At 72.6% G+C, this 14,111-nt stretch carries 15 protein-coding genes; 10 read left to right on the top strand and 5 right to left on the bottom strand.

What is annotated here, in order from left to right; all coding sequences use genetic code 11:
- Positions 1 to 65 precede the first annotated feature (65 nt).
- Positions 66 to 749 (top strand): glycerophosphodiester phosphodiesterase, encoded by a 684-nt coding sequence (locus ACZ6SQ_RS22305; RefSeq protein WP_386378683.1) that lies wholly within the window; start codon positions 66 to 68, stop codon positions 747 to 749.
- Between the two features lie 3 nt (positions 750 to 752).
- Here ACZ6SQ_RS22305 and ACZ6SQ_RS22300 read toward each other — a convergent pair whose 3' ends face one another.
- Entirely contained in the window at positions 753 to 1,298 is a 546-nt protein-coding gene (locus ACZ6SQ_RS22300; protein ID WP_469564742.1) for a GNAT family N-acetyltransferase, read from the bottom strand.
- Between the two features lie 123 nt (positions 1,299 to 1,421).
- Between ACZ6SQ_RS22300 and ACZ6SQ_RS22295 the strand changes: the two genes are divergently transcribed.
- The 6 genes from ACZ6SQ_RS22295 (at position 1,422) to ACZ6SQ_RS22270 (ending at position 6,321) form a co-directional block, all read left to right on the top strand.
- Positions 1,422 to 1,814, top strand: a complete 393-nt coding sequence (locus ACZ6SQ_RS22295) for a VOC family protein (protein WP_469564740.1) — start codon at positions 1,422 to 1,424, stop codon at positions 1,812 to 1,814.
- 226 nt (positions 1,815 to 2,040) lie between these two features.
- Positions 2,041 to 2,583: a DUF5134 domain-containing protein gene (locus ACZ6SQ_RS22290; RefSeq protein ID WP_469564738.1), complete on the top strand. Its 543-nt coding sequence runs from the start codon at positions 2,041 to 2,043 to the stop codon at positions 2,581 to 2,583.
- 133 nt (positions 2,584 to 2,716) lie between these two features.
- Positions 2,717 to 3,655 carry a M56 family metallopeptidase gene (locus ACZ6SQ_RS22285; protein WP_469564736.1) on the top strand — a complete coding sequence of 313 codons (939 nt, stop codon included), beginning with the start codon at positions 2,717 to 2,719 and terminating at the stop codon, positions 3,653 to 3,655.
- A 148-nt stretch (positions 3,656 to 3,803) separates the two neighbouring features.
- Positions 3,804 to 4,604 (top strand): phosphatase PAP2 family protein, encoded by an 801-nt coding sequence (locus ACZ6SQ_RS22280; RefSeq protein ID WP_469564734.1) that lies wholly within the window; start codon positions 3,804 to 3,806, stop codon positions 4,602 to 4,604.
- 9 nt (positions 4,605 to 4,613) lie between these two features.
- Complete coding sequence (locus ACZ6SQ_RS22275) at positions 4,614 to 5,303, top strand: HAD family hydrolase (protein WP_469564732.1); 690 nt, start codon at positions 4,614 to 4,616, stop codon at positions 5,301 to 5,303.
- 211 nt (positions 5,304 to 5,514) lie between these two features.
- Positions 5,515 to 6,321 carry a TetR/AcrR family transcriptional regulator gene (locus tag ACZ6SQ_RS22270; RefSeq protein WP_469564730.1) on the top strand — a complete coding sequence of 269 codons (807 nt, stop codon included), beginning with the start codon at positions 5,515 to 5,517 and terminating at the stop codon, positions 6,319 to 6,321.
- Here ACZ6SQ_RS22270 and ACZ6SQ_RS22265 read toward each other — a convergent pair.
- A complete protein-coding gene (locus ACZ6SQ_RS22265; protein ID WP_469564728.1) occupies positions 6,309 to 7,811 on the bottom strand; it encodes an LVIVD repeat-containing protein in 1,503 nt (500 codons plus the stop codon). The two genes, ACZ6SQ_RS22270 and ACZ6SQ_RS22265, sit on opposite strands and share 13 nt — an antisense overlap.
- Before the next feature lie 216 nt (positions 7,812 to 8,027).
- On the opposite strand from ACZ6SQ_RS22265, the gene ACZ6SQ_RS22260 reads away from it, so the two are divergent.
- Complete coding sequence (locus tag ACZ6SQ_RS22260) at positions 8,028 to 8,687, top strand: DUF305 domain-containing protein (RefSeq protein ID WP_469564726.1); 660 nt, start codon at positions 8,028 to 8,030, stop codon at positions 8,685 to 8,687.
- A 111-nt stretch (positions 8,688 to 8,798) separates the two neighbouring features.
- On the opposite strand, the gene ACZ6SQ_RS22255 is transcribed toward ACZ6SQ_RS22260, so the two are convergent.
- Positions 8,799 to 9,551, bottom strand: a complete 753-nt coding sequence (locus ACZ6SQ_RS22255; RefSeq protein ID WP_469564724.1) for a DUF6214 family protein — start codon at positions 9,549 to 9,551, stop codon at positions 8,799 to 8,801.
- A gap of 220 nt (positions 9,552 to 9,771) precedes the next feature.
- Between ACZ6SQ_RS22255 and ACZ6SQ_RS22250 the strand changes: the two genes are divergently transcribed.
- The gene (locus ACZ6SQ_RS22250; protein ID WP_469564721.1) at positions 9,772 to 11,169 is read left to right on the top strand and encodes an FAD-dependent oxidoreductase; all 1,398 of its coding nucleotides are present in this window, start codon (positions 9,772 to 9,774) and stop codon (positions 11,167 to 11,169) included.
- On the opposite strand, the gene ACZ6SQ_RS22245 is transcribed toward ACZ6SQ_RS22250, so the two are convergent.
- The gene (locus ACZ6SQ_RS22245) at positions 11,158 to 11,520 is read right to left on the bottom strand and encodes an ArsR/SmtB family transcription factor (protein WP_469564719.1); all 363 of its coding nucleotides are present in this window, start codon (positions 11,518 to 11,520) and stop codon (positions 11,158 to 11,160) included. The two genes, ACZ6SQ_RS22250 and ACZ6SQ_RS22245, sit on opposite strands and share 12 nt — an antisense overlap.
- 98 nt (positions 11,521 to 11,618) lie before the next feature.
- Between ACZ6SQ_RS22245 and ACZ6SQ_RS22240 the strand changes: the two genes are divergently transcribed.
- Positions 11,619 to 12,698 carry an NADH:flavin oxidoreductase/NADH oxidase gene (locus ACZ6SQ_RS22240; protein WP_469564717.1) on the top strand — a complete coding sequence of 360 codons (1,080 nt, stop codon included), beginning with the start codon at positions 11,619 to 11,621 and terminating at the stop codon, positions 12,696 to 12,698.
- Positions 12,699 to 12,767: 69 nt separating this feature from the next.
- Here the strand turns inward: ACZ6SQ_RS22240 and ACZ6SQ_RS22235 are convergent, their stop codons facing one another.
- Entirely contained in the window at positions 12,768 to 14,033 is a 1,266-nt protein-coding gene (locus tag ACZ6SQ_RS22235; RefSeq protein WP_469564859.1) for an extracellular catalytic domain type 1 short-chain-length polyhydroxyalkanoate depolymerase, read from the bottom strand.
- Positions 14,034 to 14,111: the final 78 nt, after the last annotated feature.

Below are 14,111 nucleotides of genomic sequence, written 5' to 3'. Positions count from 1 at the left end.
CCGTGCGAACGGTCCGCTCCGGTTCGTACGGCACAGAGCCGCCGTCGACGGAAGCGAGGTACCCCTTGAACTTCCTCACCATCGGTCACCGCGGAGTCATGGGCGTCGAGCCCGAGAACACCCTTCGGTCCTTCGTCGCCGCCGAGCGCGGCGGCCTGGACGTCATCGAGCTGGACCTTCATCTGAGCAAGGACGGCGCCCTCGTGGTCATGCACGACGAGGACGTGGACCGCACCACGGACGGCACCGGCGCCGTGGCCGACAAGACCCTCGCCGAGCTGCGCACCCTGGACGCGGGGCGCGGTGAACGCGTGCCGGTCCTCGAGGAGGTCCTGGACGCGGTGCGCGCGCCGCTCCAGGCCGAGATCAAGGACGTGGCGGCGGCCAGGGCGCTCGCCGAGGTGATGCGCGAGCGGGATCTCGCCGAACGCGTCGAGGTCTCCTCGTTCCACGACGAGGCGGTCGCCGAGATCGCCCGGCTGGTGCCGGGCGCGCGCACCGCGCTGGTGGGCAGCCGCTACTCCACCGACATCGTGGACCGCGCCGTGGCGGTGGGCGCGGCCACGCTCTGTCTGAACATCCGAAGGATCACCCTGGAGGTCGTGGAGCGCGCCCGCGAGGCGGACCTGAGGATCGTCGGCTGGGTGGTGAACACACAGGAGCACCTGCGGCTGGTGCGCGCGCTGGAGCTGGACGGCGCGACCACCGACCACCCCGACATCAAACGCACCGGCCGCTTCACCGCCTGAGCATCACACCAGCGGCTTGACCAGCAGCTCGAACTGGAGGTCGTCGCGCTGCGGGATGCCGAACCGCTCGTCGCCGTACGGGAACGGGGTCATCCGTCCCGTACGGCGGTAGCCGCGCCGCTCGTACCAGGCGATGAGGTCCTCGCGCACGGAGATCACGGTCATGTGCATCTCGCTCACGCCCCAGGTCCGCCGGGCCTGCCGCTCCGCCTCGGCGATGATCACCTTGCCCATGCCGCCGCCCTGGAGCCCGGGGCTGACCGCGAACATGCCGAAGTAGGCGTGGTCACCGCGGTGTTCGAGCTGGCAGCAGGCGACGACGGCACCGTCCCGCTCGACGGTGAGCAACCTGCTGTCCGCCGAGTCGATCACCGCGAGAACGCCCGCGGGGTCGGTGCGCTGCCCTTCCAGGATGTCCGCCTCGGTGGTCCAGCCGGTGCGGCTGGAGTCGCCCCGGTACGCCGACTCGATCAGCGCGACCAGCGCGTCCACGTCCGCGGCGGTGGCATCGCGGAAGGTCAGTGCGGCTGCGGTGACGGCGGATTCCATGGACGCGGCTCCGATCTGTGGCGCGGTTCGAACACGAGGAGCCTAACCCTGGCCCGGGGGCCACCTGCCATAGTCGTCTCACAGGACGGGCGCGACCCGGGCGACCGATCTAGGCTCGCGGGCATGGTGCATGTGCTGAGCAGCCGCGTCCTGCTGCGGCCCCGCGACCCCGAGCGTTCCCGTGCCTTCTACGGCGGTGATCTGGGCCTCGCCGTCTACCGCGAGTTCGGCACCGGCCCGGACCGGGGCACGGTCTACTTCCTGGGCGGCGGGTTCCTCGAACTCTCCGGCCGCACCGGGGAGATGCCCACCGAGGCGGTGCGGCTGTGGCTCCAGGTCGACGACGTGGCCGGGGCGCACGAGGAACTGCGCGCCAAGGGCGTCGACATCGCGCGGCCCCCGGTCACCGAGGCGTGGGGACTGGTCGAGATGTGGATCAGGGACCCGGACGGCACGGAGATCGTGCTGGTCGAGGTGCCGCGCGACCACCCGCTGCGCCACCGGCCGGGCCTGTGACGCCGCCGGAACGCTGACGCGGCGAAGGCCCGCGCTCCGCGCCGAGTGCGCCACGTACAGCTGACGCGGCGAAGGCCCGTGCTCCGTCGAGTGCGCCACGTAACGCTGACGCGACAGAGGCCCGTGCTCCGTCGAGTGCTCCCCGTGTACACCCTTGCGCTCGCGTACGCCCCGTACGTCCCGGGCATCGCTTCGCTGGAGCGTTCGTCGACGCGGGGAGGTACGGGTGCACGGACCGGCGTCGCCCGGCTGGCTGCTCGTCGCGCTGTGCTCGGCGACCGGCGCCTACTGTCTGCTGCGGCTGCGCAGCGGGGTCGAGGAGCAGCGCCGCGGCGCGGGCACCGAGGCGTTCATGGCGTTCGGCATGGCCGCCATGGCCGTGCCCGCGGCCGTGTTCACACCGCCCGGCTGGGCCTGGCCCGGCTGTGCCGCGCTGTTCGCCGGTGCCGCGCTGCACTCGCTGCGGGCCGGGCGCGCCGGCGGGCATCAGCTGCATCACCTGGTGGGCGACGGGGCGATGGTCTACATGGCCGTCGCGATGTCCTCCCCCGGGCACGCGCACGGCGGCTCCGGCGTGCCCCTGCTGACGGGCGCCCTGCTGCTCTACTTCACCGGCTACGTGCTGCTGTCGGGCGTACGGCTGGTGCCCGTGCCCGGGGTGTCCGCGGTGCCCGCCGGGGCCATCGCCTGGGGCGACCGGCCGGAGCTGGTGCGGGCCTGCCGGCTGTCGATGGGGATCGCCATGGTGGCGATGCTGCTGGCGCTGTGACACCCGGCCGCCGCCAACTGCGGTGCGCCCGGCCCCCGCTGCCGTGCCGCCGCGCCGAACGAAACCGTGGCCTGCGTCACTTGGCTCGTTGGTCCATACCCTTGGACGGCCGCCCGCTCATAGGGTGGTGACCATGATGGTCCCCGTGGCACTGCTGCTGCTCGGCGCCCTGACCGCCGCGGTCACACCCCGCGTGCTGGCCCGGGCCGACTGGCCGGACCGTGAGCCCGTGGTGGCCCTGTGGGTGTGGCAGTGCGCGGTGGCGACCGTACTGCTGTGCTGCGCGCTCTCGATGGCCCTCAGCGCGGCGGCCGCCTGGCAGGAGGTGCGCGGCCATCTGTTCGCCCCGGCCCCGCGCCCGGTCGTGGAGGCGTACGCGCTCGGCACCACGGGCGGCGGCTGGGCGGCGGCCACCGCGGTGGCGCTGGCACTGGGCGGCGTGTGGAGCGCGGCGATGCTGGTGCGCGAGGTCGCCCGGGCCCGCACCCGGCGCAGCCACCGGAGGGCCGAACTGCGGCTGCGCGCACCGAAGTTGCCCGGCGAGGAGTCCGGCCGCGGACGGCTGGTGGTGCTGGAGGGCGAGCGCCCTGACGCCTGGTGGCTGCCCGGTTCGACGCCCCGCCTGGTCGTCACGACCGCCGCGCTGCGCCGGCTGAAGGGGCGCCAGCTCGACGCCGTCCTCGCGCACGAGATGGGACACGCGCAGGCCAGGCACGACTGGCTGCGGCACTGCTCGGCCGCGCTGGCGATCGGGTTCCCGCAGATCCGGGTGTTCGAGGCGTTCCGCGACGAGATGCACCGGCTGGTCGAACTGGCCGCCGACGACACAGCCTCCCGGCGCTTCGGACGGCTGACGACGGCGCTGGCGCTGGTGGAACTGAACGAGGGCCGAGGCGTCTTCGGTCCCTGCCCCACGCCCGACGCGCAGGTCCCGAAGCGGGTGAACCGGCTGCTCACCCCGCCGGACCGGCTCACCCCCAGCCGCCGTCTGCGGCTGACGGCCGCGGCCGCGCTGGTGCCGGTGATACCCGTGGTGGTGGCCCTGGTACCGGGCCTGCGGGCCCTCGGGTAGCGCGGTCCCGCCCCGGGGCGGCCGCCTCGGACGGACGCGGCCCCGGCGGTGGCCGGACGCCACGCCGTCCCCGTCGGCAGCACCCGCGCCACCTGCCCCACGGCCCCGTGGTTGGCCTCGGGCCCCACGGTTGGGCAAGGATCGGTCCATGGCACCGTCACCCACGGAAACCCCGCCCCGGTCCCCCCGCCGTCACCGCGCACTGCGTGCGGCGAGACCACTGGCCGTGTGTTCCGTGCTGCTGGTGGTGCTCGTGGGAGTGGCCTGGCATCCGCTGATGTCCGTCGACCGGTCCGTCGCCCGCACCACGCACCGCTGGGCGGTGGCCGAGGACGGCCTGACCGGGGTCGCCCGCGTCCTCACGGACTGGGTGTGGGACCCGCAGACCATGCGGGTGCTGTGCGCGGTGGCGGTGCTGTGGCTGGTGCTGCGGCTCGCGGCGCGCTGGACGGCCCTGTGGCTCGTGGTCACCGTGGCCGTGAGCACGGGCGTCCAGCAGACCCTGAAGGCGGCCCTGGACCGGGAGCGCCCGCGCTGGCCCGACCCCGTGGACTCCGCCCACTATGCGGCGTTCCCGTCCGGCCACGCCATGACGGCCACGGTGGTGCTCGGCCTGCTCCTGTGGCTCGCGCACCGCTACGGCGTGAGCCGTGCCGTGTTCCGCGCAGCGGTGGCGGTGGCCGTCGTGTCGGTCCTCGGGGTCGGGCTGACCCGGATCTGGCTGGGCGTGCACTGGGCCACGGACGTGCTGGGCGGCTGGCTCCTGGGCGCGACCGTGGTGGCCCTGGCGGTGGCGGCACACCGGCGGTGGCTGCCCGCACCGCCCCGCAGGACACCGCCTCCGCCGGGACGCACCGGGTCCGACCCTGAGCCCGAACGCGGGTCCGGGTCCGACCCTGAGCGCGGGTCCGAGTCCGGGTCTGGATCCGGGTCTGGATCCGGGTCATAGGATCCGATCATGACCGCTGTGCTGTTCGACTTCTCCGGCACCCTCTTCCGGATCGAGTCCGCCGAGTCATGGCTGGCCTGCGTGCTCGCCGAGTCCGGGATCACCCTGTCCGGGCCGGAGCTGGCCAGGACTGCGCGGGCCCTGGAGGAGGCCGGGGCGCTGCCGGGCGGGGCGAACCCGCTGCACCTCCCCGAGGACCTCGCCGCCCTCTGGGAGGTCCGCGACGAGAGCGCGGAGCTGCACCGGGCCGCGTACACCGGCCTCTCCCGCCGGGTCCGGCTGCCGGAGCCCGGCCTGCACGACGCGCTCTACGAGCGCCATATGACACCGGCCGCGTGGACGCCGTACCCGGACGCGGCCGAGGTGCTCGGCGGACTGCGGGAGCGCGGGATCGCCGTGGGAGTGGTCAGCAACATCGGCTGGGACCTGCGCCCGGTCTTCCGCGCGCACGGGCTCGACGAGTTCGTCGGCGCCTACGTCCTGTCGTACGAGCACGGCGTCCGCAAGCCCGATCCGCGGCTGTTCGCCACGGCGTGCGAGGCGCTCGGCGCCGATCCCCGGCAGGTGCTGATGGTGGGCGACGACCGGCGGGCGGACGGCGGCGCGGCCGCGCTCGGCTGCCGGGTGCACTTCGTGGACCATCTGCCCGCCGACGCCCGCCCCGACGGGCTGCGGCCGGTGCTGGACCTCATGGGCTGAGCCGGGGACGGGGAGCCGTCGACCGGGCCGGGTGCCGTGATCGCCCGGAAGAAATAGCCTCAGGCCACCAACAGGGTGAGAAAAGCCGCCCACCTCGGACGATCCCCCGCGTCGCCCGAGGCAGACGGCAGCCGAGACCACGCACCCGAAGGAGCGTGGCCCGCTGCGCTGAGTATAGTTGGCTGGCAGCCAGTCAACGCAGGAGTCCAGCATGTCCCCGCGCAGCGCCCAGGTCAATGAAGAGTTGCGACGGCGCTCGCGCGAACGGCTTCTCCAGGCGGCGGTCGAGCTCGTCGACGAACGCGGTTACGAGTCCACGACCCTCGGTGACATAGCTGACCGGGCGGGCTCCGCACGCGGTCTGGTCTCGTACTACTTCCCCGGCAAGCGCCAGCTGGTCCAGTCCGCGGTGCACCGGCTGATGCACCGGACGCTGGAGGAGGCCCTGGAACGCGAGCCGCGCACGGACGACGGCCGGGAGCGGATGGCACGGGCGATCGACGCCGTACTGGGACTCGCGCGGGACCACACGGTGCTCATGCGCCAGCACATGGCGGGGCTGCTCCAGGCGGAGGGCTTCGTACGGTGTGCGGAGCAGCAGCGGCTCGGCGAGCTGTTGCGGGACACGGTCACCCGGCTGGGCTGCGGGGACCCGGACGCCGAATACGCCATGCTGCGCTCGCAGTTGATGGGCGCGGTGTACGCGATGGTGCTGCCGAACGTCGGCCTGCCGATGGAGCCGCTGCGCGCGGAGCTGTTCCGGCGTTACGGCCTGGACCGGGAGATGGGGGTCCCGCCGGACACCGAGGCGCCCGGCGGGAGGTGCGACGAGGATCTGTCGCGGTTCTTCTCCACGGACACCCGGCCCGTGGATCAGGAGCCGACGGACGAGCGTCCCGTGGGCCGGGAGCCCGCCGACGGACCGCCCGTCGAGCGGGAGCCCGCCGACGGGCCGCCCGCGATGCGGGAGCCCCGGCCGGAGAGCCGGCCGGGGCCCGCGTCCGGTCAGTCGAAGTAGTCCGGCTGGGTCTGGACGTTGAGCTCACGCAGCTGGATCCGGCGCGCCGGGTCGGTGAGCTTGTCGCTCACCCGCAGCACGTCGAAGCCCTTGGCCATGTCGTTCGAGTAGATGTAGCCGTTGTAGTAGTACGCCGACCAGGTGCCGCCGACCGTGAGCTGCTGCGTGCTCAGCGGGCCGCGCTCGAAGTAGCCGATCTCCTTCGGGTCGGCGGAGTCGGTGAAGTCCCAGAGGGAGACACCGCCCTGGTACCAGGCCTGGACCATGATGTCCTTGCCCTTGACCGGGATGAGCGAGCCGTTGTGGGCGACGCAGTTCTCGGTCGCGGCCTGCATGCGCGGGATCTTGAAGTAGCTGCGGAACACCAGCTTGCGGTGGTCGCCGCGGCCGACGATGTCGTAGATGCCGTCGGCACCGCGCTTGGCACCGGTCGCCTCGTTGCAGGTCGCGCCGACGCCGCCGCCCAACTCGTCGGTGAAGACGACCTTGTTGGCCTTCTGGTTGAACGTCGCGGAGTGCCAGAAGGCGAAGTTGACGTTGTCCTGGACGCGGTCGATGACCCTCGGGTTCTCGGGGTCCTCGATGGAGAACAGGATGCCGTCACCCATGCAGGCGCCCGCCGCGAGGTCCTTGGAGGGCAGGACCGTGATGTCGTGGCAGCCGGTCGTCTTGCTGACGCCCGGGTTGGTCGGGGCGCCGGGGTTGCCGCCGCCGTCCGGGCCCTCGCCGGGGAAGAGCACCGGGAAGCCGACGACCGCCGCCTTCTCGGGAGCGTTGCGCGGCACCTTGATCACGGAGATGCCGTCGTGCGGCGGCTGGCAGTCCGGGTAGGTGGCGTTGGGCGAGTAGGAGGAGACGTAGACGTAGACGTTGCGGCGCTCGGGCACCAGCGTGTGGGTGTGCGAGCCGCAGGCGGTCTCGACGGCGGCGACGTACTTCGGGTTCGCCTTGTCGCTGATGTCGAAGACCTTCATGCCCTCCCAGGACGACTTCTCGGTCGCGGGCTGGGTCGTGCTGTTGCAACTGCTGTCGCTGCGCGAGGAGTCGGTGGACAGGAACAGCAGGTTGCCGGAGACCGAGATGTCGTTCTGCGATCCGGGGCACAGCACCTGCGCGACGGTCCTGGGCGCCTTCGGGTCGCTGATGTCGAAGATGCGGAACCCGTCGTAGTTGCCGGCGAAGGCGTACCGGCCCTGGAAGGCCAGGTCGGAGTTGGTGCCCTTCACCAGGTCCTTGGGGACGTTGGCGACGTGCGTGATGTTGGCCGAGTGGACGATCTCGTCCTGGCCGGGTATCTCGCCGGCGTCGATGGCCTCGCGCACATCGGCCTCGGCGCTGCGGGAGACGTCCTTCTGAGTCGTCGGGGCGTCGCCGGGGTCGGGGGTGGCGACGGCCGGGTGAGCCGTGAGCAGCGCGGCCAGCAGGCCGGCCGCCGCGGTGGCAACTCCCAGTCGTCTGCGCCGCGTTCGGGGGTTGTTGGACAGGGTCACTGCTGCTTCCTCCCTTGTTCCGTTCACTACGGAACGGTTCACGGACCCCCGAAGTATCGTCTGCATCATGCACAGATCAACAGGGGTTAAACGGAGATGTAATCCAGGTTTTTGATCAGTGATGCGCGGAACCGTGTTAGGACAGTCATCAACACTCACAAGGTGTGCCTGCTCACCCCTCCCCCGGAGCGGACATCCCTGCCACAGGAGGCCGTTGTGCATTCCCGCCGCGCGCTGCGCGCATCCCTCGCGTCGGTATCGCTCGCCGCCCTGGCCGCGTTCGCGCTCGGCGGCTGCGAGTCCGGCTCCGACGACGACGCCAAGTCCCCGGCTTCGAGCGGCCCTTCGGTGCTCCAGCCGGGCATGCCGGGCGAGGACAACCGGACCCTGTCGGCCGAGGAGGCCGCCGAGCGGCGGGCCGAGGACGACACCCCCAACTCGGCCGACGTGTCGTATGTGCGCATGATGATCGAGCATCACCAGCAGGCCCTGGAGATGTCCGAACTCGCCCCGAAGCAGGCGGAGTCGACCCGGGTGAAGCGGCTCGCCGAGCGCATCACGGCCGCCCAGGGGCCGGAGATCGGCGCGATGAAGGGCTGGCTGACGACCCATGACCAGCCGGAGCGGGGCGAGGGGCACGACCACGCCGCGATGCCCGGCATGGCCACCGAGGCCCAGTTGACGAAGCTGCGCGCGGCGCGCGGCGAGGACTTCGACGCCCTGTTCCTGAGACTGATGATCACCCATCACGAAGGGGCGATCACCATGGCCACGGACGTGAAGTCGCAGGGGAACAACATCCAGGTCGAGGAGATGGCCGACGACGTGGTGGCCCAGCAGACGAGCGAGATCTCACGGATGCGGGACATGGTCTGACGGCCGGGCCCGGCGCGCCCGGCGCCGGCAACCGGTCCCGCCGTGCGCTGCCTTCAGGCCCGGCTTCGCCACACGAAGCCGTCAGTGCAGGCGCTTCGCCACGCGCGGCCGTCAGCGGCGGGCATGACGTGGTGCCAGGAAGCCGATGTCCCTGGCCTGGGCGATGAGCTTCAGCGACCTTCGGCGGCTGTGCCCGGTCGCGCACATCACCGCGAGGACCGGGTCGACGCCGTCCTCCTGCGCCGCCCGGTACTCCTGGGCGACGAGCCGGCGCCCCTCGACACCCCGCGGCCAGGCGGGGCGGGCGCGGCTGGGGGCGGGAGTGAGGGCGAGGGCGTCGGGGTGGCCTGCGGGGTCCTCGGGCTCGACGAAGCCGTCCGGGCCCGCGTACTCGTCCTGCGCGGGGGGCTCGCCCGTACGGCCGAAGCGGTCCGGGTCGTGCCGGCCGTCCGGGTGGTCGTCCAGGTCGCCCAGGTCGCCGAAGCCGAAGGGCCCGCCGGCCCGGACCCGGGCCTCGGTGTCGGCCTCGGCCCACGCCCGCGCGCCGCTCTCCTCGCACACCTCGATCCCGTACGGCTCGAAGCCGCCCGGCTCGATCCCGCACGGTTCGAAACCGCCCGACTCCATCCCGCCCGGCTCGATCCCGCACGCCTCGGACAGCGGGCCCTCGATCCAGTCGGCGAGGACGGTGAGGTCGGCCAGGGAGAGGGCCGGCTGGGCCCGGACGTCCTCGATGGACAGGCATCCCGCGGTGACCACGGCCAGCGCGTCCACCCGGGCGCCGTCGGCGAAGCCCAGCCGTACCTGGAACCAGGACGTGGCGCCCTCGCTCTCCCGCACTTCCCACGCGGGCCGGACGGACACCGCTCCGTCCTCGAAACGGCGATCAGAAAGATTAAGAAAGGATGCTTCTAGCACACACGCAACGTAACCGCATCATCACATTCCATACGAAAAGATCGACGGGACACGCACACCGGGCACTCCGACGGGTCAGCTCCGCCCTCTCCCCCGGCGGGCCCGCCGGTGCGATGCTGGAGGCACCAGCGATCTCCTGCCACATCTCGGGACGAGGAGTTCCGCCGTGCTGCGTGTCGCCGTCGTCGGTTCCGGACCCAGCGGGGTCTACACCGCGCAGACCCTGGTCCAGCAGGACCCCGCGGTGCTGGTCGACGTACTGGACCGGCTGCCCTGCCCGTACGGACTGGTGCGCTACGGCGTGGCGCCGGACCACGAGAAGATCAAGTCCCTCCAGAACAACCTGCGTACGGTCCTGGAGCACGAGCGGGTGCGCTTCCTCGGCGGGGTGCACGTGGGGGCCGGGGGCATGGCGACGGAGAGGCTCCGCGAGCTGTACCACGCGGTGGTGTACTGCGTCGGCGCCGCCACCGACCGCCACCTCGGCATCCCCGGCGAGGATCTGCCGGGCAGCTGGTCGGCGACCCGGTTCGTGTCCTGGTACAGCGCCCATCCGGACGCCGTGGACGACGGGTTCGTGCGGGGCACACGGTCGGCCGTGGTCATCGGGGTGGGCAATGTCGCGGTGGACGTCACCCGCATCCTGGCCCGGGGCGCGGCCGAGCTGAGCCCCACGGACATGCCGCAGGCGGCGTTCGCGGCGCTCGCCGCGAGCGAGGTCACCGACGTGCACATGGTGGGGCGGCGCGGCCCGTCCCAGGCCCGCTTCACCACCAAGGAGCTGCGCGAGCTGGGCGGCCTGCCGGGCGCCGAAGTCCGGGTGGACCCGGCGGAGTTGGCGCTCGACCCGGCCTACACGGACGACGCGTCTCTGCCCGCCGCGCGGCGCCGCAACGTGGAGGTGCTGCGCGACTGGTCCGCCCGGCCGCCCGGTGACGCTCCGCGCCGCATCCACGCGCGGTTCTTCCTGCGCCCCGTCGAACTCCTCGACGACGGCGGCCGGGTGGGCGCGGTCCGCTTCGAGCACACGGTGCCGGACGGGCGCGGCGGGGTGACGGGCACCGGCCGGTTCGAGGTGATCGAGGCCCAGCTGGTCCTGCGTTCGGTCGGCTACCAGGGCGTGCCGCTGGCGGGCCTGCCGTTCGACGGCACCACCGGCACCGTGCCGCACACGGCGGGCCGGGTCGCCGAGGGCGAGTACGTGGCGGGGTGGATCAAGCGGGGCCCGACGGGCGTCATCGGCACGAACCGCCCCTGTGCGAAGGAGACGGTGACGTCCCTGCTCCAGGACGCGCCGCAACTGCTCCGCAAGGACCTCCCGGACGACCCGCTGACGGCGCTGCAAGCGGCGGGGCTGACCCCGGTGCAGTGGGCCGGGTGGCAGTCGATCGAGCGGGCGGAGGCCGAACTCGGCGCCTCCCTGGGCAGGAACGTCGTGAAACTCCCCGACTGGCAGTCGCTCCTGGAAGCGGCAGGGGCGAAGCAGCAGCGGCAGCCCCGGCGCCCGGCGCCTCGCACAGCGCCGCCCGGGCAGCGGCACACCCCCGAATCCTCAGCTCGCTGAAGGCCCTTCTCCCGCCTGCCGGGCCGCGGCGGCGATCAACGCGTCCAGCAGCCCGGGGAAACGATCGTTCAGGTCGTCCACACGCAAACCGTTCATCTTGGCCGTGCCGCGGTAGACCTGCTTGATCACCCCGGCCTCCCGCAGCACCCGGAAGTGATGCGTCGTCGTGGACTTGGTCACGGGCACGGCGAACTGCGAGCAGGTCAGCTCCACACCGCCCGCGGCGGCGAGCTCGCTGACGATCTGGAGCCGCATCGGGTCGGCGAGGGCGTGCAGCACGCCCTCCAGCCGGATCTCCTCGCTGGCCGGGTGCGGCAGCTCGCGGCCGGCGGCGGGTGCGGTGGGCGTCATGGGGCCATTGTACGAAGGTCTTCGTAGTTTGACATCTCCCGTACTACGATGAGTATCGTACGAGTCGTCGAACGGTCCCGTGACGAAAGGGAGTCGCCGTGAGTGCGCTCTTCGAGCCCTACACGCTGCGCGATCTGACCATCCCCAACCGGGTGTGGATGTCGCCGATGTGCCAGTACTCGGCCGCCCCCGAGGGGCCTGACGCCGGAGCCCCGCACGACTGGCACTTCGCCCACTACGCCTCACGGGCGGCCGGCGGCACCGGGCTCGTCCTCGTGGAGGCCACGGCCGTGAGTCCCGAGGGCCGGATCTCGCCGTACGACCTGGGCCTGTGGAACGACACCCAGCTCGAGGCGTTCCGCCGGATCACCCGCTTCCTCACGGCGCAGGGCACGGTCCCCGGCATCCAGCTCGCCCACGCCGGGCGCAAGGCCGCCACCGAGCGGCCCTGGAAGGGCGGCAGGCCGGTCGGGCCCGAGGCGCACGGCTGGCAGCCGGTGGCGCCGAGCGCGGTGCCGTTCGCCGAGGGGCATCAGACGCCCGAGGAGCTGAGCGTCGAGGGCATCGAGGAGATCGTTGGCCGGTTCGCCGACGCGGCACGGCGCGCGCTCGCCGCGGGCTTCGAGGTCGTCGAGGTCCACGGCGCGCACGGCTATCTGATCCACGAGTTCCTGTCGCCGCACTCCAACCGCCGCACCGACGCCTACGGCGGCTCGTTCGAGAACCGCGCCCGGTTCGCCCTGGAGGTCGTCGACGCGGTGCGCGAGGTGTGGCCACAGGGCAAGCCGGTGTTCTTCCGGGTCTCGGCGACCGACTGGCTGGAGGAGGGCGGCTGGACCGCCGACGACACCGTCCGCCTCGCCGGCGCGCTCCAGGAGCACGGCGTCGACCTGCTCGACGTGTCCAGCGGCGGCAACGTCCCCGACGCCCGGATCCCGACCGGGCCCGGCTACCAGGTGCCCTTCGCCTCCCGCGTGAAGGCCGGGACCACACTGCCGGTCGCCGCCGTGGGCCTGATCACCGACGCCGAGCAGGCCGAGAAGATCGTCGCCAACGGCGAGGCCGACGCTGTCCTCCTCGGCCGTGAGCTGCTGCGTGACCCGTACTGGGCCCGGCACGCGGCCCGCGAACTGGGCGGCGAGGTGCGGGTGCCGGACCAGTACCACCGCTCGGTCTGACCCGGGCGCGCACGCCGCGGGTACACGTCTCCGAGGGGGCGCACCGGACGCCGGTGCGCCCCCTCGGCGTCAACCCGTCACGCAGACGGCTCCGTCGAGCGTGAAACCGACGGGCGCCGCGGTGTTGCCGGTGTGGGTCGCCTGGTAGCCGATGCTCACGCTCGCGCCGGGTGGGAGCGTGCCGTTGCAGGACGCGTTCGTGGCGGTCACCGCGCCGGTCGTGGGCGCGTAGGCGGCACCCCAGCCGTTGCTGAGGGTCTGGCCGGCGGGCAGGGTGAAGCCCAGTTTCCAGCCGTCGACCGGGGTGGTGCCGGTGATGGCCAGGGTGACGGAGGCCGTCAGGCCGGTGTTCCACGCGTTGGTGGTGACGGTGACCTCGCAGCCGCCGGGCCGGGGCTGCGGGGCCGGGCCGTCGCCGTCGAGACCGAAGAAGGTGATCACCCGGGCGCCCATGCCGTAGGCGTAGAGGTTGTGGCCGACGCCCTGGAGGCTGATCGCCTCGACGGGCGCCCGGTCACCGGTGCCGCCGCAGCGGGTGCGGGTCCAGCCGGCGGCGGGGGTGTCCGTGACGGCGGGGGTCCGGCTCAGGCCGTGCACGTCGGTCCACTGTTCGATCTCCTCGCCGAAGTTGGGGTACCGCAGCACGTCGTCCGCGGTGCCGTGCCACAGCTGCATCCGGGGCCGCGGGCCGGTGTAACCGGGGTGGGCGGCCCGCACGGGGCAGCCCCAGGCCTGTGGGGTGCGGGTCACGGCGCCGTCGGCGCAGTCGCCGTTCCACTCGGAGCCGTCGGCGGTGGCGAAGCAGGCGAAGGGCACCCCGGCGAAGGCGGCACCCGCGGCGAAGACGTCCGGGTAGTCGCCGAGCAGGACGTTGGTCATCATGGCGCCCGACGAGATGCCGGTGGCGAAGACGCGCCCGGGGTCCGCGCCGTAGCCGCGCACCACCCGGTCGACCATCGACCTGATGCCCACCGGATCACTGCCGCCGTCGCGCCTCAGCGCCTGCGGCGAGGACACGTCGAAAAACTTGCTCGCGCGCGTGACCGAGGGGTACACCACGATGAAGCCGTAACGGTCGGCCAGCGAGGCGTACTCGGTGCCGTTGTACATGGCCGGACCGGAGCCGGTGCAGTGGTGCACGGCGACCACGACCGCGGGCCGTTCGGTGACACCGTCCGGCACATAGAGATACATCCGGAGGCTGCTGGGATTGGCACCGAAGCCGGTGATCTCCGTCAACGCCGTGGTGGGGGCGGCCCGTTCGGCCGTCCCGGCGGCGCGGGCGGGAGCCGCGGGCGCGCCGAGCGGCAGGAGCAGGGCCGCCAAGAAGCACAGAGAGGACTTTCAGCCCGCTGACGAAAGTACACATACGTGGAGTCGTCAGCGACTCCCCTTCACGAGGAGGGACGCCCT

Source organism: Streptomyces sp. NPDC048600 (assembly GCF_055587025.1).
The sequence above is the reverse complement of the archived record's forward strand: the minus strand, read 5'-3'. Positions and strand labels throughout refer to the sequence as shown.

Coding starts and splice junctions, on each gene's coding strand:
- ACZ6SQ_RS22300 (WP_469564742.1), bottom strand. CDS start 1,298: ATGGAATCCGCCGTCACCGCAGCCGCACTGACCTTCCGCGATGCCACC.
- ACZ6SQ_RS22295 (WP_469564740.1), top strand. CDS start 1,422: ATGGTGCATGTGCTGAGCAGCCGCGTCCTGCTGCGGCCCCGCGACCCC.
- ACZ6SQ_RS22285 (WP_469564736.1), top strand. CDS start 2,717: ATGATGGTCCCCGTGGCACTGCTGCTGCTCGGCGCCCTGACCGCCGCG.
- ACZ6SQ_RS22280 (WP_469564734.1), top strand. CDS start 3,804: ATGGCACCGTCACCCACGGAAACCCCGCCCCGGTCCCCCCGCCGTCAC.
- ACZ6SQ_RS22275 (WP_469564732.1), top strand. CDS start 4,614: ATGACCGCTGTGCTGTTCGACTTCTCCGGCACCCTCTTCCGGATCGAG.
- ACZ6SQ_RS22270 (WP_469564730.1), top strand. CDS start 5,515: ATGTCCCCGCGCAGCGCCCAGGTCAATGAAGAGTTGCGACGGCGCTCG.
- ACZ6SQ_RS22245 (WP_469564719.1), bottom strand. CDS start 11,520: ATGACGCCCACCGCACCCGCCGCCGGCCGCGAGCTGCCGCACCCGGCC.